Here is a 19,938-nt window from a genome sequence, read left to right on the forward strand (position 1 = left end):
CACGCGCGCGCTCGCGGTGGGACCCGGCACGCGGGCCACCGCGTTCCCGGGGCGGTCACTACGGTGACCGGGTGAGCGAACCGCCCGCCGCCCCCGACGCCACCGCCGACAGCTCCGCCGACGAGTCGCCGGTGTCCCCGTTCGCCGACCTCGGCGCGTTCGCCGCCCTCCCCCGCGTGGCCGGGCTGGCCCTCTCGGCGGACGGCCGCCGGCTGGCCGTCGGGGTGCAGACACTGGACCCCGAGCGGACCAAGTGGCTGTCGGCCCTGTGGGAGGTCGACCCGGAGGGCCGGCGGGCGGCCCGCCGGCTGACCCGCAGCGCTCCCGGCGAGTCCGCACCCGTGTGGGCGCCCGACGGCTCGCTGCTGTTCACCTCCGCCCGGCCCGACCCCGCCACCAAGCCCGGCGGCGAGGACCCCCAGCCCGCGCTGTGGAGCCTGCCGGCCGACGGCGGTGAGGCCCGACAGGTGCTCACCCACCCCGGTGGGATCGGCCGGGTGGCCGTCGCCGCCGACACCGGGGACGTCGTCGTCGTCGCCGCCACCCTGCCGGGGGTGGCGGACGCCGAGGCCGACGCCGCCCGCCGCAAGGAGCGCAAGGAGGCCGGGGTGACGGCGATCCTGCACGAGGCCTACCCCGTGCGGTACTGGGACGCGGACCTGGGCCCCGCCGCGCCGCACGTGTTCTGGGCCGGCCGGCTGCCCGCCGATCCGCCGGCCGGTGCCGCGCCGGATCCGGTCGGGCTGCGCGACCTGACCCCCGATGCCGTCCCGCCGATCGGGTCCGGTGACGACGTGGCGCTCTCCCCCGACGGCGCCCTGCTGGTGCGCACCGAGGCCGTCCCGGACGGCCCCGCCGGACGCCGCGATCGGCTGGTCGCGGTGGAGACGGCCACGGGCGGCACGCGGGTGCTCGTCGACGACCCGCTGGCCGACGTCGGCTCCGCCCGCTTCTCCCCCGACGGGACCGCGCTGGTGTGCGTGCGCGAGTCGTTGACGACCTACGACGAGCCGCCGGACTACACGCTGCTGCACGTCGACGTCGCCACCGGCGCCGTCCGGGACCTCACCGCCGGATTCGACCGCTGGCCCAGCGCACCGCAGTTCGGCGCCGACGGGTCGTGCGTCTACTTCCTCGCCGACGAGGACGGCCGGCACGCGGTGTTCCGGGTGCCGGTGGACGGCGGCGAGCCCGTGCGGCTCACGGCTGACGGCGCCTACAGCGACCTGCAGGTGGCGCGGGACGGCAGCGCCCTCTACGCCCTGCGCTCGGCCTACGACGAGCCGCCGGCACCGGTGCGGCTGGACCCGGAGACCCCCGGTCAGCACCCGGACCCGCTGCCGAACCCCGGGACGCTCCCGCAGCTGCCGGGCACCCTGCACGAGGTCGAGGCGACCGCGGCCGACGGCACGCGGGTCCAGTCCTGGCTGGTGCTGCCCGAGGGCGCCTCGGCCGACCAGCCGGCTCCGCTGCTGCTGTGGATCCACGGCGGACCGCTGATGAGCTGGAACTCCTGGTCGTGGCGGTGGTGCCCCTGGGTGATGGCCGCCCGCGGCTACGCCGTCCTGCTGCCCAACCCCGCCCTGTCGCAGGGCTTCGGCCAGGACTTCGTCCGCCGCGGCTGGGGGGAGTGGGGCGAGGCGCCCTACACCGACCTGATGGCCGCGGTCGACGCCGTGGAGCAGCGTGCGGACGTCGACGCCACGCGCACCGCGGCCATGGGTGGCTCGTTCGGTGGCTACATGGCCAACTGGGTGGCCACCCAGACCGACCGGTTCCGCGCCATCGTCACGCACGCCAGCCTGTGGGACCTCGACTCGTTCACCGGGACGACCGACGCGGCCTACTACTGGGAGCGGGAGTGGGGGGACCCGCTGTTGCACCCCAAGCGCTACGAGCAGAACTCCCCGCACCGGTTTGCCGACGCCATCCGGACGCCGATGCTGGTCATCCACGGCGACCGGGACTACCGGGTGCCGATCGGTGAGGCGCTGCGCCTCTGGTACGACCTGCAGAAGCGCGGCGTGCCGTCGAAGTTCCTCTACTTCCCCGACGAGAACCACTGGGTGCTCACGCCGGGAAACGCGACGGTCTGGTACGAGACGGTGCTGGCCTTCCTCGCCGAGCACGTGCTGGGCGAGGGGTGGCAGCGGCCCGGGCTGCTCTGAGCGCGCTCACCCGACGCTCCGGGACCCGTCGAGGTCGGCGGCCGTCGCCGCGATCAGGTCGCGCAGCGCGGCGGGCGGCAGGCAGGTGGCCAGGCCCTGCGCCAGCAGGCCCGCGAGGGTGTAGGTCGGGCGGCTGTCCAGCGCCCGCTCGAGGGCGACGTTGGCCATGGCGCCGTCCCCGCGCAGCCAGGCGCTGACCGCCAGCAGCGTGGCCGGTGCCGCGTCGAGCGGCGCCGGCGCCCGCCGGGTGCACTCCGTCCACAGCGTCTCGGCGGCGGCCGCGTCCTCCCCGAGCGCGAGGCCGAGCGCCCGGTCGCGCACCCGGACGTCGGCCAGCGCCCACAGCACCCCGGCCACGTCCCGGTCGGGCACCGGGGCGACGCCCGCCCGGCCCGGTCGGCAGCGCGCCACCACCCGCCGGACCGTCGCCCACGACCGTTCCGCCTCGGCGTCCGGATCGGCCAGGGCTCCTCGGGCGTGCCGGTCCCCGACCCGCCAGACCAGGGCCTCCATCGCGGCCATCGCCGCGCCGTCGGGACGGCGGATCCGGCGATCCAGCGCCGCGCGGTCCCGCTCGACGACGGCGCCGACGGCCACCGACGCCGCCGCCAGCTCGGTCACGCCCCCGGGCAGAGGTGTCCCGGCGTCGGGCGCGCAGCACGGGTGCGGGCAGTCGTAGGACCACCACCGGCCCCGGCGGACCAGCAGTGCGTCCCGCACCGGGATGTCCCGCGCGGCCAGGGCCACGACCGCGTCGTGCACGACGGCGCGGTGCGGCAGGCCGGCCACGGCCTCTCCGGGCGGCTGACCGGGGAGCGGTGCGCAGTCGTCCGGGGCCTCGGACACCACGGCGACGACGACCGCGGCCGGATCGTCGGTGGCGACGCTGCGGACCAGCGCCTCGACGACCCCCGGTGCCGCCGCCCGGACGGGCAGGTCGCCGCGGACGGGCAGTCCGACCCGGCCGCCGCTGGGGCCGCCGAGGGCGACCAGCAGGAGCGACTCGTGCGGGTGGAAGCCGATCAGGTGCGGCAGCGCCGCGGCCACCTCACCGGGATCGGCGATGCGGACCTCGGCGCGGAGGGGTTCGTCCATGCGACCGACCCTGTCCGCGCCGGACGTCCCCGCGGTCCCGGCGCGGTCATCTGTGGACCGGCGGACGGCTGTGGACGGAGCCGGGCGGAACCGTCGGCGCCTTGTGCCCGGCGGCGCCTCGTGCCCGCGGCGGCTCAGTCGAGCGCCGCGGCCTGCGTCTCGTACGCCCGGGTCAGGAGCGCACCGAACGCCGCCTGGTCGACGGGCCCGCCCCTCGCGTCACCGGTCGCCAGCGCGACGAGCCGGTCGCCGTCCGGCACCAGGCCGACCAGCCCGGAGAGGGTGACCTGCCGGCCGTCGGGCGTGCGCGCCGTCGCGGTCAGCGCGAGACCCAGCGCGTCGTCCCCCAGCTCCTCCGGCAGGTCGACCGGGGTGACGACGACGGTGCCGCTGCCGTGCCCGGGTGCCTCGACGGTGGCGTCGGAGCACGCCGCGGCGGCCCGCTGGAGCGTGGGGACGGCGTCGGCGGTGGCCGGCCCGGCGACCAGTGCCTGCACGGTGGCCGAGGTCCCGGTCACGGCCACCTGCGCCGCGAACTCCGGGACGTCCCCGTCGGGTGTGGGCAGGGTCGCCAGCACGTCGGCGCACTCCTGCGGGGTGACGGTCAGGTCGGTCGGCAGCCCGGCGCCCGGCAGTCCGCCCATGGGCAGCCCCGACCCGGCGAGCAGGTCGGGGGTCAGCGGCACGACCCGCGCGCCGGGACCGAAGGCGTCCGCGGGCAGGAGCCCCTCGGCCAGGTCGGTCGCGGGGTCGGTGGCGGCGGCCGGCACGGCCGCCGGAGCGGTCGCCCCCGCCTCCTCCACGCCGGGCTCTCCTCCGCAGCCGGCGAGCACGCCGGCGAGCAGCCCGGTGGCGAGGACGGGGACCAGACGGGAGCGCACGGGACCGGCCATGCGACCGACGGTAGACGCGGCCGGCGCGCCGCGCACCGGCCTCCGACCTCGTGCTCGGCGCCCGCCCGGGGCGGCGACGCGGGAGGCGACGCGGGGGTGACGCGCGGGTCCACGTCGCCGGACCGGGTGGACAGCGCGACGCGGCGCCGCAGGCCGGCACCCCGCGACCCGGCGTCGCGCGGCCCCGGCATCGGGACACGGGCACGCGACGACCGGCCGTTAGAGTCCCCGGCCATGGGACGGTCGCTGCGCATCGCACTGCTGTCCTACCGGAGCAAGCCGCACAGCGGCGGCCAGGGCGTCTACGTCCGGGCCCTCTCCCGCGAGCTCACCGCCCTCGGCCACGCCGTCACCGTGCTCAGCGGGCAGCCCTATCCGGAACTGGACGACGGCGTCCCGCTGACCCCGCTGCCCAGCCTCGACCTGTACCGCGAGCCCGATCCCTTCCGCACGCCGCGGCCCGGCGAGTTCCGCGACTGGGTGGACGTCGCGGAGTGGGCCACGATGTGCACCGCCGGGTTCCCGGAGCCGCTGACCTTCAGCCTGCGCGCGGCCCGGGAGCTGCTCCCCCGCGCCGCCGAGTTCGACGTGGTGCACGACAACCAGTCCCTCGGCTACGGGCTGCTGCGGCTGGCCCGCGCGGGGATCCCGACCGTCGCCACGGTCCACCACCCGGTGGCCATCGACCGCGACCTGGAGCTCGCCGCCGCGCCGTCCCGCCGCCGGCGGCTGACCCTGCGCCGCTGGTACGCCTTCACCGCGATGCAGGCCCGCGTCGCGCCGCGGCTGGACGGCATCACGACGGTGTCGGAGAGCTCCCGGGCCGACATCGAGACCCACCTGGGCGTGCCCGCCGCCGCGGTCGACGTCGTCCCCGTGGGCATCGACCCCGACGTCTTCACCCCACCGCCGGCCGGCCGCCCGCGCGACCCCGCCTCCATCGTGGTCGTCACCAGCGCCGACGTGCCGCTCAAGGGGCTGGTGCACCTGCTGGAGGCGGTGGCCAAGCTGCGCACGGAGCGGGCGGTGCGGCTGACCGTCGTCGGCACCGCGCGACCGGGCGGGCCCGCCGAGGCGGCCCTCGACCGGCTGGCGTTGCGCGAGGCGGTCCGCTTCACCGGCCCGGTGCCGGAGGCCGAGCTGGTCGGGCTGCTCCAGGACGCCGCCGTCGTGGCCATCCCGTCCCTGTACGAGGGCTTCTCCCTGCCGGCGATCGAGGCCATGGCCTGCGGCACGCCGCTGGTCACCACCGACGCCGGCGCGCTGCCCGAGGTGGTGGGCAGCAAGGCCGGGCTCCGGGTGCGGGCCGGCGACGTCGGCGAGCTGACCGCCGCACTGGCGCTGGTCCTCGACTCGCCGTCCCTCGGCGAGCAGCTGGGCCGGGCCGGGCGGCGCCGGGTGCTCGCCGACTACACCTGGCGGGCAACGGCCGAGCGGACCGCGGAGTGGTACGCGGAGGTCCTGCAGCGGAAGGGGCGCGCGTGCTGACCGTCGACTACGACCTGCTCGACCTCCGGCCGGGGATGACCGTCCTCGACCTGGGCTGCGGGGAGGGCCGGCACGCGTTCGAGGCCTACCGCCGCGGCGCGCACGTGGTCGCCGTCGACCGGGGCGTACCCGAGGTGGAGACGACCAAGCGCTGGCTGGGCGCGATCGCCGCGGCCGGTGAGGCCGGCCGGGCGGACGACGGCACGGCCGCGCGCTACGAGGTCGTCCGCGGCGACCTGCTGGCCCTGCCCTTCCCCGACGCCAGCGTGGACCGGGTGATCGCGGCCGAGGTGCTCGAGCACATCCCCGACGACGCCGCCGCGCTCGCCGAGATCACCCGCGTGCTCGCGCCCGGCGGCCGGGTGGCGGTGACCGTCCCCCGGTTCTTCCCCGAGCGGGTCTGCTGGGCGCTGTCGGACGCCTACCACGCGAACGAGGGCGGCCACATCCGCATCTACCGCGCCGACGTGCTGCGCACCCGGCTGGCGGCGGCCGGCCTCGAGCCCGGCGACCAGCACCACGCGCACGCGCTGCACGCCCCGTTCTGGTGGCTCAAGTGCGCGGTCGGGGTCGAGAAGGACAACGCCGCCGTCCGCGCCTACCACCGGATGCTGGTCTGGGACCTCGTGCGGCGCCCGTGGCTCACCCGGACCGCCGAGCGGCTGCTGGACCCGGTACTCGGCAAGAGCCTGGTCGTCTACGCCGACAAGCCCGGCGCCGCGGGGTCGCCGGCCCGCACGGTGTGGACGACGGAGACGGCGGCAGCGGACCGGGAGCGGATCCCTGCCCGGCGCTGAGCTGCCCGACCTGCCCGGTGTGCTGACCGGGAGGCAGGTGCGGGCGACGGTCGCCGCGATCGCCGCGGAGCAGGACGCCGACGGGTCGCTGCCCTGGTTCCGCGGCGGGCAGCTGGACCCCTGGGACTCCGTCGAGGCCGCGATGGCCCTCGACGTCGGCGGTGCGCACGACCGCGCCCGGGCCGCCTACCGCTGGCTGGCCGCGCGGCAGCGTCTCGACGGCTCCTGGGCCAGCGAGTACCGCGCCGGCGCCGAGACCGCGCCCGCCGCGGAGAGCAACCACGCCGGGTACCTCGCCGTGGGCCTCTGGCACAGCTGGCTGTGCACCGCCGACGAGGCCCTGGTCAGCGAGCTCTGGACGGTCGTCCGCCGAGGGCTGGACCTGGTCACCCGGATGCAGCTGCCCGGCGGCGCGGTGGCGTGGGCGCTGCGCCCCGACGGCACCCCCGACGACACCGCGCTGCTGACCGGCAACGCGAGCCTGTTCCAGGCGCTGCGCTGCGGCGTGGCGCTGGCCGGCCTGACGGGTGAGCCGCAGCCGGACTGGGAGCTGGCGGTGACCGACCTCGGCGCCGCCCTCCGCGAGCGGTCCGACGCCTTCGCCGACCGCAGCCGTTACTCGATGGACTGGTACTACCCGGTGCTCGCCGGCGCGGTCACCGGCGGGGCGGCCCGTGACCGGCTGGCCGGCGACTGGGCCCGCTTCGTGGTCCCCGGCCTGGGCGTCCGGTGCGTGGCCGACCAGCCGTGGGTGACCGGCGCGGAGACCTGCGAGCTGGCGCTCGCCCTGGCCGCGGCCGGGCAGACCGACGCGGGACTGGAGCAGCTGGCCGCCATGCAGCACCTGCGGCACGACGACGGCTCCTACTGGACCGGGTTCGTCTACCCCGACGACGCCCGCTGGCCGGTCGAGCGGACCACGTGGACCGCCGCGGCCGTCGTCCTCGCCGCCGACGCGCTGGCCGGCACCGGTCCGGCGTCGGGGCTGTTCACCGACCCGTCGGCGCTGCCGGCGGCGGGAACGTCACAGGAGAGCGCCGGTTGGCTGCCCGGAGGTGCGGGCACGGTGACCCCGTGAGCACCGCGGACGTCACCGTCGTCGTCATGAGCCGCAACCGGCGGGAGGACCTGCTCGACTCGCTGCCGCGTCACGAGGCGCCGGTCGTGCTGGTGGACAACGCCTCCACCGACGGCACGGTGGACGCCGTCCGGACGGCGCTGCCGCACGTGACCGTGCTGCCCATGGGGCGCAACGAGGGGGCGAACGCCCGCACCGTCGGCGTCCGGCACGCCCGGACGCCGTTCGTCGCGTTCGCCGACGACGACTCCTGGTGGGCGCCCGGCGACCTCGCACGGGCCGCCGGGATCATGCGCGCGCACCCGCGGCTGGCGGTGCTCAACGCCCGCATCCTCGTCGGTCCCGAGGAGCGGCTGGACCCCGTGTGCACGGAGATGGCCGACAGCCCGCTGGGCACGCCGCCGGACCTGCCCGGTCCCGCCCTGCTCGGGTTCGTCGCCTGTGGCGCGATGGTGCGCCGCGACGCGTTCCTGGCCGTGGGTGGCTTCGACACGGTGGTGCGCTTCCCCGGCGAGGAGGAGCGGCTGGCCCTCGACCTGGCCACCGCGGGCTGGGGCATGGCCTACGTCGACGAGGTCACCGTCCACCACCACCCGTCGGTGCACCGGCACGCCCCCGCGCGCCGCCGGACGGCGATCTCGCGGAGCAAGGTGCTCACCGCGCTCATGCGCCATCCCGTCCCCGAGGTGGGCCGGGTCGTGGTCAGCGCGCTCCGCACCGGGGGGCCCGAACGGGAGGGGTTGGTGCGGGCACTGCCCGACGTACCCGCCGCCCTCCGCCGGCGCCGGCCCATCCCGGCCGCCGTCCGCGCCGACGTCCGGCTGCTGGCCGCGGAGCCCGACGCATGACGGCGACCGAGGCACGGCCGGACACCCTGCAGGGGGGCCGGCCGGACCCGCGGGTGGCCGTCGTCGTCATCACCCACCAGCGCCGCGACGAGGTGCTGCTGGCGCTGTCCCGGCTCCGGGCGCTGCCCGAGCAGCCGCACGTGGTCGTCGTGGACAACGGCTCCACCGACGGGACGGCGGCGGCGATCGCCGAGCGCTTCCCCGAGGTCGAGCTCGTCGCCAGCCCGGAGAACCTCGGCGCGATCGGCCGCAACGTGGGCGTGGCCCGGGTGGACACCCCCTACGTGGCCTTCTGCGACGACGACACGTGGTGGGACCCGGGGTCGCTGCGCATCGCCGCCGACGTCCTCGACACCCACCCCCGGCTGGCCGTGCTGACCGCCCGGATCCTGGTCGAGCCCGCCGGGACCGAGGACCCGATCGTCCCGGAGCTGCGCGACTCGCCGGTCCAGGGTGCCGACTGGCTGCCCGGCCCGGCGCTGGGCTCCTTCCTCGCCGGCGCCTCCGTCCTGCGGCGGGAGGCGTTCGTCGAGGTCGGCGGCTTCTCCGAGCGGCTGTGGCTGGGCGGTGAGGAGGAGCTGATGGCCGGCGACCTCGCGGCCGCCGGCTGGGAGCTGTGCTACCTGCCGCAGCTGACCGTGCACCACCAGGCCAGCACCGCCCGCGATCCGCACAAGCGCCGCCGCGACGGCATCCGGAACACCCTGTGGACGACGTGGCTGCGGCGGCCGCTGCGGCCGGCGGCGCGCCGCACCCTGCACCTGGTGCGCACGGTGCCCCGCGACCGGCTGAGCGTGCTCGGCGTCCTCGACGCGGTGCGCGGGCTGCCGTGGGTGCTCCGCGAGCGGCGGGTGCTGCCCCCGCACGCCGAGGCCCGGTTCGCCGCGCTGGAGGAGGCCCAGCGCACCTCGACCGCCCGCCGCTACGTCAGCTGACGGAGGACCTCCGTGCTCCCCACCGCTCGCAGGCTCGCGGCGGGCCCCTGCACGGGGGCCGTCAGCGGGCGCAGGTGATGCAGGTGCGGGCCGCCGGCCGGGCGGCCAGCCGCTCGGGCGCGATCGGCCGCCCGCAGCTCTCGCAGACGCCGTAGTCGCCGCTCGCCCGGCGGGCCAGCGCGGCGTCGACGTCGGCCAGCCGGCGACGGGCGGCGTCGAGCAGCGCCGCGACCTGCTGGCGCTCGAAGGCGATCGTCGCGCCCTCGGGGTCGTGCTCGTCGTCGGCGTTGGACGCCCGGGACGCGGCGACGACCTCCTCGAACTCGCCCGTCAGCGCCTCGATCTGGCTCAGCACGGCCGCGCGCTCGGCGAGCAGCCGGTCCCCCTCACCCACGGCGGAGCAGCCGCAGGGAGCCGGTGCCGGGCATCTCCGTGAACTCCCCCGAGGCCAGCACCCGCGAGTAGACGCCGAAGGGGGCCTGTCCCCCGTCGGCCGGGTCGGGGAAGACGTCGTGGATGGCCAGCGTGCCGTCGACGGCCACCTTGGCGACCCAGGCGTCCTGGTCGCGCCGGGCCGACTCCTCGGTGTGGCTCCCGTCGAGGAACAGCAGGGCCAGCGGCGTCGACCACAGCGGAGCCAGCACCTCGGAGCGGGCGACGACGGCCAGCACGACGTCCTCGGCGCCGGCGTCGGCGATCGTGCGGCGGAACCGCGGCAGGGTGTCGACCAGCCCGACGGCCGGGTCGACCAGCGAGGGGTCGTGGTACTCCCAGCCCGGCTGGTGCTCCTCGGAGCCCCGGTGGTGGTCGACGGTGACCACCTGCCTGCCGGTCTCGCGGGCGGCGGCCGCCAGGTACAGCGCGGACTTGCCCATCCAGCTGCCGATCTCCAGCAGCGGGCCGGGCACGGTCACGGCGCGGGCGGCCTCGTAGAGCGCCCGGCCCTCGTCGTCGGGCATGAACCCGGGCGCGGCCCGGGCGGCGGTCAGCAAGTCGGGCGGGGGCACGGGACCAGCCTGGCTCACCGGGCGAACCGGCTGCGCAGGGCGGTCAGCCGCCGCTCGGTGCTCGCGCCCGCCTGGGTGTCGGCGGCCTTGGCGAAGAACGCGCCGGCCGCCGTCGTCACGGGGACGGCGAGCACGAGGGCGATGGACCCGACCAGCGTCCGGATCACCTCCTCCGCCATCGCCGAGCTGGTGAGGACGACGTCCCACGGCTGGGCGTAGAGCTCGAACAGCATGAGCAACGGCAGGGAGGCGCCGGCGTAGGCGAACACGATCGTGTAGACCGTCGAGGCGATGTGGTCGCGGCCGACGGCCATCCCGCGGCGGTAGAGGTCCCGCCAGGTCATCCCCGGGTCGACCTCGTGCAACTGCCAGATCGCCGAGGCCTGCGTGATGGTGACGTCGTTGAGTACGCCGAGCCCGGCGACGACGACCCCGGCGAGCACCAGTCCCGAGAAGTCCAGAGCCGGGTCGTACTGCAGCAGCGTGGTGGTCTCCTCGCTGGTCAGCCCGGTCAGACGCGCGACGTCGACCGACACCGCCCCGAGGACGGCGACCAGGGCGAGGCCGAAGAGGGTCCCCACCAGCGCCGTCGTGGTCCGCGCCGAGAAGCCGTGGGCCAGGTAGAGGACGACGAACATGATCGCCGCCGAGCCGACCAAGCTGATCAGCGTGGGCGAGCTGTCGCCCAGCAGGCCCGGCAGCAGGAACTGCAGCATCACGAAGAAGGCGAACGCCAGGCCGAGGAGGGCGGCCAGCCCGCGCAGCCGGGCGACGGCCACGGTGGCGACGGCGAAGACGACGGTCAGGACGACGATGGGGACGTCACGGTCGTAGTCGCGGAAGGAGTACCCGCCGCCTTCCTCCGCGGCCGCGTCGCGGTTCAGCACGAGCACGTCGCCCGTCTCGACACCCGCGGCGTACACCTCCGCCGGGATCTCCAGTTGCTGGAACTCCCCCGCACCTTCCCCGTCGAGCACCTCGACGACGACGATGGCGCACGTCAGCTCCTGCGCCGGCCCCCCGGCGCCGGGCAGCGAGCAGTCGAACGGCTCGACCGACGACACCCGCCCCTCGGGGTAGGTGGTACCCGGCGGGAGGAACAGCTCGGCCGCCTGCTGCGCGCGGGTCGGCTCGTCCCCCGGCCACAGGGCGACCAGGCCGATGACCGTGGCCAGCCCCACCGGGACGAGCAGCAGCAGCATCAACCACACGGCACGGCGCCGGCGGGTGCGCACCTCGGGGCTCGGCGGCGGTGCGTCCGGGTCGGGACCGTGGCTGTGGGGATGGCTGGGCGGCACCCCGTCAGGCTAGGAGTCGACCCCGCCCGGCACCGAGCCGACACCGGCACCGGCACCCGGCACCGGGACGGCGGATCACCCCTCGTCGACGGGGAACCGCAGCCACAGCCCGGACAGCTGCAGGGGCCGGGCCACCGCCGGCGGCGGGTCGACCAGCACCAGTTCCACGCCCCGCGGCTGCCCCAGCTTCTGCAGCTGGACCAGCACCGCCATGCCGGCCGAGTTGAGGTAGTCGACCCCGCGGGTGTCCAGCCGCACGCGGTGCAGCGGGGTCCCGGCCAGCAGGAGGTCGGTCACGGCGCGCACGAGCGGGCGCCGCGCCTCCTCGGTCAGCTCCCCGGTGACGGTCAGGGTGGCCACGTCCCCGTCGAGGGTCGTGGCCACGTCCGGAGTCCTCCCGGTGGGTCGCGGCGGCACGGGCGCGGGCTGGGTCGTCTCGTCCACGACGTCCCACTGCCCCGCGCGGGCCCGGATCACGCCTTGCGGCAGCCGGACCCGGAACAGTTCTCCGCGACTGATGTTTACACCAGCGCACAACCGAGGTAATCTGTAGTCGCCAGTTGAGGTTCATCCCTCCGGCAGCGAACAGACCGCACCGACCACAGGAGGTTGCCAGCCATGGCGATGCTGACCGCCTACGACCCGTTCGCCGCCACGTCCGCCGCCTTCCGCGCGCTGGACCAGCTCACCGGCCGTTCGGGCTCGATGACCGCCCGCCCGCTCTCGGGCATGCCGATGGACGCCTACCGCGTGGGTGACAACTTCGTCGCCCACTTCGACCTGCCGGGCGTCGACCCCGGCTCGATCGACCTGTCGGTCGAGGGCACGACCCTGACCGTCACGGCCGAACGCTCGGTGCCCCAGCTGGAGAACGCCGAGTGGAGCGTCGCGGAGCGGCCCTACGGGAGCTACACCCGGCAGTTGGTGCTCGGCCGCAGCCTGGACACCGACCGGCTCGAGGCCAGCTACCACGACGGCGTCCTGACCCTCAGCATCCCGGTCGCCGAGAAGGCGCGGGCCCGCAAGATCACCGTGACCCGTGCCGACACCCCGACATCGGTCGGGAGCCGCACCATCGAGGGCGAGCAGTCCTCGGCCAAGGCGGTCGAGAGCTGATCGACGATCCCCCGCGCAGGGGCCGGGTCCGCACGGACCCGGCCCCTGCGCGCATCGGGCACCACGAGGAGCCTCCATGACCGACGGCACCGCAGGGAGCGACCGGCTCCGGCGCCTGGACGACCCGGACTTCCCCGCGCTCACGATGAGCCAGGCCGCCGCCCTGCTCGGGGTGCAGGCGGCCTTCCTGCGCAGCCTGGACAGCTCCGGCGTCCTACAGCCGCACCGCTCCCCCGGCGGTCACCGTCGCTACTCCCGCCACCAGCTCGCCCTGGCCGCCCGCCTGCGGGAGCTGCTCGACGACGGGCACACCCTCGCCTCCGCCGAGGTGATCCTCGGCCTGCAGGACGAGCTGGCCGACGCCCGCGCCGACACCGAGCGGCTGCGCGCCGCGGTGGACCGGTTGCAGGCCGGCGACGAGGGGTGACGCAGACCTCGCTGCACGAGGAACCCTAGGGGGGTATAGTTCCGGTTCGACAGCCCCCGAGCCGCCTGGAGGACCCCGTGGAGTCGGCCCCGCACGGCTACATCCACCGCAAGGACGACTACCTCAAGCGTCTGCGCCGGATCGAGGGCCAGGCCCGCGGACTGCAGCGGATGGTCGAGGACGAGAAGTACTGCATCGACATCCTGACCCAGGTCTCGGCCATGACGAAGGCGCTCCAGTCGGTCGCCCTCGGACTGCTCGAGGAGCACATGAGCCACTGCGTCGTCCAGGCGGCGCAGGCCGGCGGCCGCGAGGCCGACGAGAAGGTCCGCGAGGCCTCCGAGGCCATCGCCCGCCTCGTCCGATCCTGACCCCACCCTCCGAGGGAGCACCCATGAGCACCGCCACGTACACCGTCGTCGGCATGACCTGCAGTCACTGCGTCAGCGCCGTCACCGAGGAGGTCGGCGGCCTGCCCGGCGTCACCGAGGTCGCCGTCGACCTGCCCAGCGGCGGCCTGACCGTCACCAGCGACGCCCCGGTCGACGAGGGTGCCGTGCGCGCCGCCGTCGAAGAGGCCGGCTACGAGGTCGCCGGCAGCTGACCGCCGGTCCCACCCAGATCATCCCGAGAGGACGCCCGATGAACGCCCCCGCAAGGCTCGCCGCGGTCGCCCTCGGCCTGGTCGCCGTCTTCGGCGCCGCCGTCGGCGTGGGGTCGCTGGTGGGCCCCGTCGGCACCGTCGGGACGGCCGCAGCCGCGTCCCCGGCTGAGGGACACGGGGACGACGGGCACGAGAGCGCCCCGGCCGAGCCGCCGGCCACGTCCCTGCCGGCCGGGCTCGCGGTGGCCGCCGACGGCTACACCCTCGAGCTCGGGACGCCGACCGCCCCCGCCGGGCCGGCCACCGAGGTCCGCTTCCGCGTGCTCGGCCCCGACGGAGCACCGGTGACCGCCTTCGAGGTGGCGCACGAGCAGGACCTGCACCTGGTCGCCGTCCGCCGTGACCTCAGCGGCTTCCAGCACGTGCACCCCGAACGCGTTGAGGACGGCGTCTGGCGGGCCACGCTCGGCCTGACCCCCGGCGCGTGGCGACTGTTCGCCGACTTCGTGCCCGCCGCGGACGGCGAGAACCGGGTGCTGGGCGCCGACCTGTCCGTGCCCGGCGGTTACGCCCCCGAGCCGCTGCCCGCGCCGTCGGCGGTCGCGGAGGTGGACGGCTACACCGTCGTCCTGACCGGGGACCTGGTGCCGGGCCGGGAGTCGGAGCTGACGCTGAGCGTCAGCCGCGACGGCCGCCCGGTCACCGACCTGCAGCCCTACCTCGGCAGCTACGGGCACCTCGTCGTGCTGCGCAGCGGCGACCTGGGCTATCTGCACGTGCACCCCGCCGACGGGCCGGCCGGTGCGGCGCCCGCGCCCGGGCCGCACGTCGGCGTGCTCACCACCGCGCCCACCGCCGGCACCTACCGGGTCTTCCTGGACTTCCGCCACGGCGACGCCGTGCACACCGCCGCGTTCACCGTGACCACCACTGCGCCCGAGGAGGCCGGCTCGTGAGCGTCGACGCCCCGCCCACCGAGCTCGAGCTCGCCATCGGCGGCATGACCTGCGCCTCCTGCGCCTCCCGCATCGAGAAGAAGCTCAACCGCCTCGACGGCGTCACCGCCACGGTGAACTACGCGACCGAGAAGGCGCGGGTCAGCTACGGCGGCGACGTCACCGCCGCCGACCTGATCGCCACCGTGGAGAAGACCGGCTACACCGCGCGGCTGCCCGAGCCCCCCGCCGCCGCGGCTCCGGAGGAGCCGGGCGGCGACGGGCTGCGCACCCGGTTGCTGGTCTCCACGCTGCTGACCGTGCCGGTCGTGGCGATGGCCATGGTGCCGGCCCTGCAGGTGGAGTACTGGCAGTGGCTGTCGCTGACGCTGGCGGCCCCGGTCGTCGTCTGGGGCGGGCTGCCGTTCCACCGCGCGGCGTGGACCAACCTCCGGCACGGCGCGGCGACGATGGACACCCTCGTCTCCCTCGGCACCGGCGCGGCGTTCGCCTGGTCGCTGTACGCGCTCGTCCTCGGCACCGCCGGCGAGCCGGGGATGACCCACCCGTTCGAGCTCACGATCGCCCGCACCGACGGCAGCGCCACCATCTACCTGGAGGCCGCCGCCGGGGTGACCACGTTCCTGCTGGCCGGCCGGTACGCCGAGGCCCGCTCGAAGCGGCGGGCGGGCGCGGCCCTGCGCGCCCTGCTGGAACTGGGCGCGAAGGACGTCGCGGTGCTCCGCGGTGGCGTCGAGCACCGGGTCCCGGTCGACCGGCTGGCCGTCGGGGACCTGTTCGTCGTCCGGCCCGGTGAGAAGATCGCCGCCGACGGCGAGGTCACCGAGGGCGCGTCCGCGGTGGACGCGGCCCTGCTCACCGGCGAGTCGGCACCGGTCGAGGTCGGGCCCGGGGACGCCGTCGTGGGCGCCACCGTGAACGTCGGCGGGCGGCTGGTGGTGCGCGCCACCCGGATCGGCGCGGAGACCCAGCTGGCCCAGATGGCCCGTCTGGTCGAGGAGGCGCAGCACGGCAAGGCCGCCGTGCAGCGCCTGGCCGACCGGGTGTCGGGCGTGTTCGTCCCCGTCGTCCTGGCCCTGGCGGCGGCGACGCTCGGGTTCTGGATCGGCACCGGCGCCGGACTGCCCGCTGCCTTCACCGCAGCCGTGGCGGTGCTGATCATCGCCTGCCCGTGCGCCCTCGGGCTGGCCACCCCGACCGCGCTCATGGTCGGCACCGGCCGGGGTGCCCAGCTCGGCATCCTGATCAAGGGCCCCGAGGTGCTGGAGTCGACCCGCGCCGTGGACACCGTGGTGCTCGACAAGACGGGCACCGTCACCACCGGCCGGATGACCCTGCACGACGTCGTCCCCGCTCCGGGTGTCGACGCGGACGCGGTGCTGCGGCTGGCCGGCGCCCTGGAGCGGGCCTCCGAACACCCCGTCGCACGGGCGGTCGCGGCCGCCGCGGCGGAGCGCACCGGCCCGCTGCCCGCCGTCGCGGACTTCGCCAACGTCGCCGGGCTCGGCGTGCGGGGCGTGGTGGAGGGCGCGGCCGTGGTCGTGGGCCGGGCCGCCCTGCTGCAGCAGGGCTCGGTGCCCGTGCCCGCCGGGCTGACCCGCGCCCTGACCGCGGCCGAGGCCGAGGGGCGGACCGCCGTCCTCGTCGCCGCGGACGGCACCGCCCTCGGCGTCCTCACCGTCGCGGACGCGGTGAAGGAGACGTCGGCCGCGGCCGTCGCCCGGCTGCGGGGCCTGGGCCTGCACCCGATCCTGCTGACCGGGGACAACGCGGCGGTGGCGCGGTCGGTCGCCGCCGAGGTCGGCATCGACGAGGTCGTCGCGGAGGTGCTGCCGCGGGACAAGGTGGACGTCGTCCGGCGACTGCAGGCCGAGGGGCGCGTCGTGGCGATGGTCGGCGACGGGGTCAACGACGCCGCCGCGCTCGCGCAGGCCGACCTGGGGCTGGCGATGGGCACCGGGACCGACGTCGCCATCCAGGCCTCGGACCTCACCCTGGTGCGCGGCGACCTGCGGGCGGCGGCCGACGCCATCCGGCTGGCGCGGCGCACGCTGGCCATCATCCGGGGCAACCTCTTCTGGGCGTTCGCCTACAACGTCGCCGCGATCCCGCTGGCCGCCGCCGGGCTGCTCAACCCGATGATCGCGGGCGCGGCGATGGCGCTGAGCTCGGTGTTCGTGGTGACCAACAGCCTGAGACTGCGCCGCTTCGCCCCGCTCTGACATCCGCGGCGGACTCTCGGCGCCGAGAGTCCGCCGCGGGTGTCAGAGGGCGGGGAGGAGGAGCAGGGCGGTCGGGACCAGCAGCAGCAGGACGGCCGACGCCAGCGCCAGCACCCGGGCCCAGCCGGGCAGGGGGGACGGCGGCGCGAGCAGCCGGACCACCCGCTCGCGCACGGCTCCCCCGGCCACCGCCAGCGCTCCGCTGGGGACCGCCGCTCCCCCGGCCCCGCCAGCGGCCGCGACGATCGCCCGCGCCAGCGTGCGCCGCCGGTCGGGCCCCGACAGCGAGCGCAGGGCCACGTCGTCGGCCCGCATCTCCACCAGCGTGCGCACCGCCGCGTGCGCCCCGGCCGCGGCCGGCAGCACCGGCAGCGCCGCCTCCCACGCCACGAACGGCAGCAGGTAGAGGTGGTGGTGCTCGCGCAGGTGGGCCCGCTCGTGCGCGACGACGGCGGCCAGCTGCGCGTCGTCGAGCTCGGCGACCATGCCGGAGGAGAGCACCAGCATCGGCCGCCCGCCGGGGATGCAGAAGGCGACCGGCGCCGGGTGCTCCAGCAGCCGGGCCTCGGGCTGCGCGGCGGGCCGGACGACGAGCTCCAGCAGCTCCCGGTGCCGCCGGCGGGTGCGGGTCGTGCGCAGCCAGGACAGCAGCAGCACGCCGACCAGCTCGGCGGCCAGCACACCGGCCAAGGTCAGGGTGACCCAGTGGTCGCCCCGGACGACGGCGTCCGCCGGGTGCCCGGTGAGCACCGACCAGGCCGCCTCCGGCAGCGAGTGGCCCCAGGGCGCCAGCCCGTGCACCAGCAGCGCGCCGATGATCGACAGCCCGCCGGCCAGGCCGACCGCCTGCCAGCAGACCAGGGCCACCAGGGGGTCACGGCGCGGCCACCGGGCCCGCTCGAGCAGTGCGGGCACCGGCCAGGCGAGCAGTGCGGCCAGCACGGCCAGCGCCGCGGCGGTGGCGGGCAGCACCGGGTCAGCCGCGGTCGAGCAGCTCGCGCAGCAGGCGGGCCTCGTCCGCGTCGACCCCGCCGACGAACCGGGCCAGGGCGGCCTGCCGGTCCCCGGCCTGGCCGAGCACCTCGTGCATGAGCTCGGCGGCGTGCTCCTCCCGCGTGGCCCGCGGGCGGAAGCGCCGCGGCCGGGCCTCGTCGTGGACCACGAAGCCCTTCTGCTCCAGCCGGGTCAGGACCGTGTGCACGGTGGTGAGCGCCAGCCCGCGGTCGGCCAGGCCCTCCCGGAGCTCGGCGGCCGAGACCGGGCCCGACGCCGACCACAGGCGGTCCATCACGGTCCGCTCCAACTCCCCCAGCGACGCCACGGGCCCTCCTGTCCGGCAGATCACACGGGCTTCTTCTACGTGTCGTAGAACTGTACTTCTACTCGGCGTAGAAAGAAGTCGACCGATCGTACGTCGCTGGTGAGGGAGACAGGCCGTGGACGTCCTGGACGTGGCGCGCTGGCAGTTCGGGATCACCACCGTCTACCACTTCCTGATGGTCCCGCTGACGATCGGGCTCGGGATCCTGGTCGCGGTCATGCACACCATGTGGGTGCGCACCGACAAACCCGAGTGGCTGCGGATGACCCGGTTCTGGGGCCGCATCTACCTGATCAACTTCGTCCTCGGCGTGGCCACCGGCCTGGTGCAGGAGTTCCAGTTCGGCCTGGCGTGGAGCGAGTACTCGCGCTTCGTCGGCGACGTCTTCGGCTCGCTGCTGGCGCTCGAGGCGCTGCTGGCCTTCTTCCTCGAGTCGACCTTCCTCGGCCTCTGGATCTTCGGCTGGGGCCGCATCCCGAAGCGGGTGCACCTGGCCGCGCTGTGGGCGGCGGTCATCGGCTCGATCGTCAGCGCGTACTTCATCATCGCCGCCAACTCGTGGATGCAGCACCCGGTCGGGGTGGTCACCGACGACGCCACCGGCCGGCCGGTGCAGGTCGACTTCCTCGCGGTCCTGACCAACAACACCGCGCTGGCCGCCTTCGGCCACGCCATCGTCGCGGCGCTCATGGTGGCCGGCGCGCTGCTCGTGGGCATCGGGCTGTGGCACCTGCGCCGGCGGACGCTGGCCGCGCAGCCCCAGGACGTCGATCACCGGGTCTGGCGCCGGTCGGTCCGGCTCGGCGGCTGGGTCTCGCTGGCCGCCTTCGTGCTGGTCGCCCTCACCGGTGACTGGCAGGGCAAGCTCATGTACCAGCAGCAGCCGCTGAAGATGAGCTCGGCCGAGGCGCTCTGCGAGACCGAGGCGCCGGCGTCCTTCTCGATCTTCGCCTGGGGGAAGCTCGGCTCGAACGAGTGCGACGACGTCCACTCGATCACCGTCCCGTACCTGCTCAGCTACCTGGCACACGGCGACTTCTCCACCGCCGTCCCCGGTGTGCACGACCTGCAGGAGGAGTACGCGGCCGTCTACGGCGAGACCTACCCCGACGACCCGTCGCGCTTCGGGGACCGGGCCGGCGAGCCGATCGACTACACCCCGGTGCTGGCGGTCACCTACTGGAGCTTCCGGCTCATGATCGGCATGGGTGCGGTGTCGGCGGGCGTCGCGGCGTACGCGCTGTGGGCGACGCGGCGGGGACGGGTGCCGACCTCGCGGATCGGCGTGTACGGCGCCCTGCTCGCGGTCGCCGCGCCGTTCGCCGGCAACGCCACCGGCTGGATCTTCACCGAGATGGGCCGGCAGCCCTTCGTCGTCCACCCGAACCCCGACGTGCCGGTCGACGAGCAGGTGTGGTTCTTCACCGCGCAGGCCGTCTCACCGGGCATCTCCGCCGCCGAGGTCTGGACGTCGCTGACCGTGCTGACCCTCGTCTACGGCGCGCTGGCCGTCGTCGAGCTGTGGCTGATCGGCCGCTTCGTCCGCCGCGGGGTGACCACCGGGGACGGCGCACCGACGCCCGGCACTCCTCCCAGGGGCACGCCGGACGACGGCGGCGCCCGCCGCGACGACGACGTCCTCTCCTTCGCCCACTGAACGCCCACTGAGCCCGCTGGAGCCCTGA

The 19,938-nt window shown here is 75.9% G+C and carries 21 protein-coding genes; 13 read left to right on the forward strand and 8 right to left on the reverse strand.

Annotation, left to right across the window (positions count from 1 at the left end; all coding sequences use genetic code 11):
• The first annotated feature begins 71 nt into the window (after positions 1–71).
• Positions 72–2,168 carry a S9 family peptidase gene (locus GCU56_RS24985; protein WP_345771602.1) on the forward strand — a complete coding sequence of 699 codons (2,097 nt, stop codon included), beginning with the start codon at positions 72–74 and terminating at the stop codon, positions 2,166–2,168.
• A 6-nt stretch (positions 2,169–2,174) separates the two neighbouring features.
• On the opposite strand, the gene GCU56_RS03310 is transcribed toward GCU56_RS24985, so the two are convergent.
• Positions 2,175–3,263 carry a DUF4192 domain-containing protein gene (locus GCU56_RS03310; protein ID WP_163480091.1) on the reverse strand — a complete coding sequence of 363 codons (1,089 nt, stop codon included), beginning with the start codon at positions 3,261–3,263 and terminating at the stop codon, positions 2,175–2,177.
• A 134-nt stretch (positions 3,264–3,397) separates the two neighbouring features.
• A complete protein-coding gene (locus GCU56_RS03315) occupies positions 3,398–4,156 on the reverse strand; it encodes a hypothetical protein (RefSeq protein ID WP_163480092.1) in 759 nt (252 codons plus the stop codon).
• 234 nt (positions 4,157–4,390) lie between these two features.
• On the opposite strand from GCU56_RS03315, the gene GCU56_RS03320 reads away from it, so the two are divergent.
• The 5 genes from GCU56_RS03320 to GCU56_RS03340 are packed head-to-tail and all read left to right on the forward strand — an operon-like array spanning position 4,391 to position 9,302.
• Complete coding sequence (locus tag GCU56_RS03320; protein WP_163480093.1) at positions 4,391–5,644, forward strand: glycosyltransferase family 4 protein; 1,254 nt, start codon at positions 4,391–4,393, stop codon at positions 5,642–5,644.
• Positions 5,638–6,441: a methyltransferase domain-containing protein gene (locus GCU56_RS03325; RefSeq protein ID WP_163480094.1), complete on the forward strand. Its 804-nt coding sequence runs from the start codon at positions 5,638–5,640 to the stop codon at positions 6,439–6,441. The genes GCU56_RS03320 and GCU56_RS03325 overlap by 7 nt, the downstream gene beginning before the upstream one ends.
• 37 nt (positions 6,442–6,478) lie before the next feature.
• Complete coding sequence (locus tag GCU56_RS03330; RefSeq protein ID WP_345771603.1) at positions 6,479–7,519, forward strand: prenyltransferase; 1,041 nt, start codon at positions 6,479–6,481, stop codon at positions 7,517–7,519.
• The gene (locus GCU56_RS03335; RefSeq protein WP_345771604.1) at positions 7,516–8,367 is read left to right on the forward strand and encodes a glycosyltransferase family 2 protein; all 852 of its coding nucleotides are present in this window, start codon (positions 7,516–7,518) and stop codon (positions 8,365–8,367) included. Before GCU56_RS03330 ends, GCU56_RS03335 begins: the two co-directional genes overlap by 4 nt.
• Positions 8,364–9,302 carry a glycosyltransferase family 2 protein gene (locus GCU56_RS03340; RefSeq protein ID WP_163480095.1) on the forward strand — a complete coding sequence of 313 codons (939 nt, stop codon included), beginning with the start codon at positions 8,364–8,366 and terminating at the stop codon, positions 9,300–9,302. Before GCU56_RS03335 ends, GCU56_RS03340 begins: the two co-directional genes overlap by 4 nt.
• 61 nt (positions 9,303–9,363) lie before the next feature.
• Here the strand turns inward: GCU56_RS03340 and GCU56_RS03345 are convergent, their stop codons facing one another.
• The 4 genes from GCU56_RS03345 to GCU56_RS03360 form a co-directional block, all read right to left on the reverse strand.
• Positions 9,364–9,696, reverse strand: a complete 333-nt coding sequence (locus GCU56_RS03345) for a TraR/DksA family transcriptional regulator (protein ID WP_345771605.1) — start codon at positions 9,694–9,696, stop codon at positions 9,364–9,366.
• Positions 9,689–10,309 carry a class I SAM-dependent methyltransferase gene (locus tag GCU56_RS03350; protein WP_345771606.1) on the reverse strand — a complete coding sequence of 207 codons (621 nt, stop codon included), beginning with the start codon at positions 10,307–10,309 and terminating at the stop codon, positions 9,689–9,691. The genes GCU56_RS03345 and GCU56_RS03350 overlap by 8 nt, the downstream gene beginning before the upstream one ends.
• Before the next feature lie 14 nt (positions 10,310–10,323).
• Positions 10,324–11,511, reverse strand: coding sequence for a YibE/F family protein (locus tag GCU56_RS03355; protein ID WP_239521697.1), 1,188 nt, complete (start codon positions 11,509–11,511; stop codon positions 10,324–10,326).
• 171 nt (positions 11,512–11,682) lie between these two features.
• Positions 11,683–11,991, reverse strand: coding sequence for an STAS domain-containing protein (locus tag GCU56_RS03360; protein WP_345771607.1), 309 nt, complete (start codon positions 11,989–11,991; stop codon positions 11,683–11,685).
• A gap of 234 nt (positions 11,992–12,225) precedes the next feature.
• On the opposite strand from GCU56_RS03360, the gene GCU56_RS03365 reads away from it, so the two are divergent.
• The 6 genes from GCU56_RS03365 to GCU56_RS03390 all read left to right on the forward strand — a co-directional run bounded on the left by GCU56_RS03365 (position 12,226) and on the right by GCU56_RS03390 (position 16,932).
• Positions 12,226–12,723 (forward strand): Hsp20/alpha crystallin family protein, encoded by a 498-nt coding sequence (locus GCU56_RS03365; protein ID WP_163480098.1) that lies wholly within the window; start codon positions 12,226–12,228, stop codon positions 12,721–12,723.
• 76 nt (positions 12,724–12,799) lie between these two features.
• Positions 12,800–13,150, forward strand: a complete 351-nt coding sequence (locus GCU56_RS03370; protein ID WP_163480099.1) for a helix-turn-helix domain-containing protein — start codon at positions 12,800–12,802, stop codon at positions 13,148–13,150.
• A 77-nt stretch (positions 13,151–13,227) separates the two neighbouring features.
• On the forward strand, positions 13,228–13,521 hold the full coding sequence (locus tag GCU56_RS03375; protein WP_345771608.1) for a metal-sensitive transcriptional regulator: 294 nt from the start codon (positions 13,228–13,230) through the stop codon (positions 13,519–13,521).
• 23 nt (positions 13,522–13,544) lie between these two features.
• Positions 13,545–13,754, forward strand: coding sequence for a heavy-metal-associated domain-containing protein (locus GCU56_RS03380; protein WP_163480100.1), 210 nt, complete (start codon positions 13,545–13,547; stop codon positions 13,752–13,754).
• 38 nt (positions 13,755–13,792) lie between these two features.
• Positions 13,793–14,710: a hypothetical protein gene (locus GCU56_RS03385; protein WP_163480101.1), complete on the forward strand. Its 918-nt coding sequence runs from the start codon at positions 13,793–13,795 to the stop codon at positions 14,708–14,710.
• Positions 14,707–16,932 carry a heavy metal translocating P-type ATPase gene (locus GCU56_RS03390; protein WP_345771609.1) on the forward strand — a complete coding sequence of 742 codons (2,226 nt, stop codon included), beginning with the start codon at positions 14,707–14,709 and terminating at the stop codon, positions 16,930–16,932. Before GCU56_RS03385 ends, GCU56_RS03390 begins: the two co-directional genes overlap by 4 nt.
• 42 nt (positions 16,933–16,974) lie before the next feature.
• On the opposite strand, the gene GCU56_RS03395 is transcribed toward GCU56_RS03390, so the two are convergent.
• The gene (locus tag GCU56_RS03395) at positions 16,975–17,904 is read right to left on the reverse strand and encodes a M48 family metalloprotease (RefSeq protein ID WP_163480102.1); all 930 of its coding nucleotides are present in this window, start codon (positions 17,902–17,904) and stop codon (positions 16,975–16,977) included.
• Between the two features lie 4 nt (positions 17,905–17,908).
• Positions 17,909–18,253 (reverse strand): BlaI/MecI/CopY family transcriptional regulator, encoded by a 345-nt coding sequence (locus GCU56_RS03400; RefSeq protein ID WP_163480103.1) that lies wholly within the window; start codon positions 18,251–18,253, stop codon positions 17,909–17,911.
• Positions 18,254–18,368: 115 nt separating this feature from the next.
• Between GCU56_RS03400 and GCU56_RS03405 the strand changes: the two genes are divergently transcribed.
• Positions 18,369–19,910, forward strand: a complete 1,542-nt coding sequence (locus GCU56_RS03405; RefSeq protein WP_163480104.1) for a cytochrome ubiquinol oxidase subunit I — start codon at positions 18,369–18,371, stop codon at positions 19,908–19,910.
• Positions 19,911–19,938 lie beyond the last annotated feature (28 nt).

Source organism: Geodermatophilus sabuli (assembly GCF_010686765.1).
Lineage (GTDB): Bacteria > Actinomycetota > Actinomycetes > Mycobacteriales > Geodermatophilaceae > Geodermatophilus > Geodermatophilus sabuli_A.

What these genes read in the sequence shown, in the direction of transcription:
- GCU56_RS03370 (WP_163480099.1), top strand. Translation starts at nt 12,800, where the DNA reads ATGACCGACGGCACCGCAGGGAGCGACCGGCTCCGGCGCCTGGACGAC.
- GCU56_RS03380 (WP_163480100.1), top strand. Translation starts at nt 13,545, where the DNA reads ATGAGCACCGCCACGTACACCGTCGTCGGCATGACCTGCAGTCACTGC.
- GCU56_RS03355 (WP_239521697.1), bottom strand. Translation starts at nt 11,511, where the DNA reads ATGCTGCTGCTGCTCGTCCCGGTGGGGCTGGCCACGGTCATCGGCCTG.
- GCU56_RS03340 (WP_163480095.1), top strand. Translation starts at nt 8,364, where the DNA reads ATGACGGCGACCGAGGCACGGCCGGACACCCTGCAGGGGGGCCGGCCG.
- GCU56_RS03365 (WP_163480098.1), top strand. Translation starts at nt 12,226, where the DNA reads ATGGCGATGCTGACCGCCTACGACCCGTTCGCCGCCACGTCCGCCGCC.
- GCU56_RS03385 (WP_163480101.1), top strand. Translation starts at nt 13,793, where the DNA reads ATGAACGCCCCCGCAAGGCTCGCCGCGGTCGCCCTCGGCCTGGTCGCC.
- GCU56_RS03320 (WP_163480093.1), top strand. Translation starts at nt 4,391, where the DNA reads ATGGGACGGTCGCTGCGCATCGCACTGCTGTCCTACCGGAGCAAGCCG.
- GCU56_RS03315 (WP_163480092.1), bottom strand. Translation starts at nt 4,156, where the DNA reads ATGGCCGGTCCCGTGCGCTCCCGTCTGGTCCCCGTCCTCGCCACCGGG.
- GCU56_RS03310 (WP_163480091.1), bottom strand. Translation starts at nt 3,263, where the DNA reads ATGGACGAACCCCTCCGCGCCGAGGTCCGCATCGCCGATCCCGGTGAG.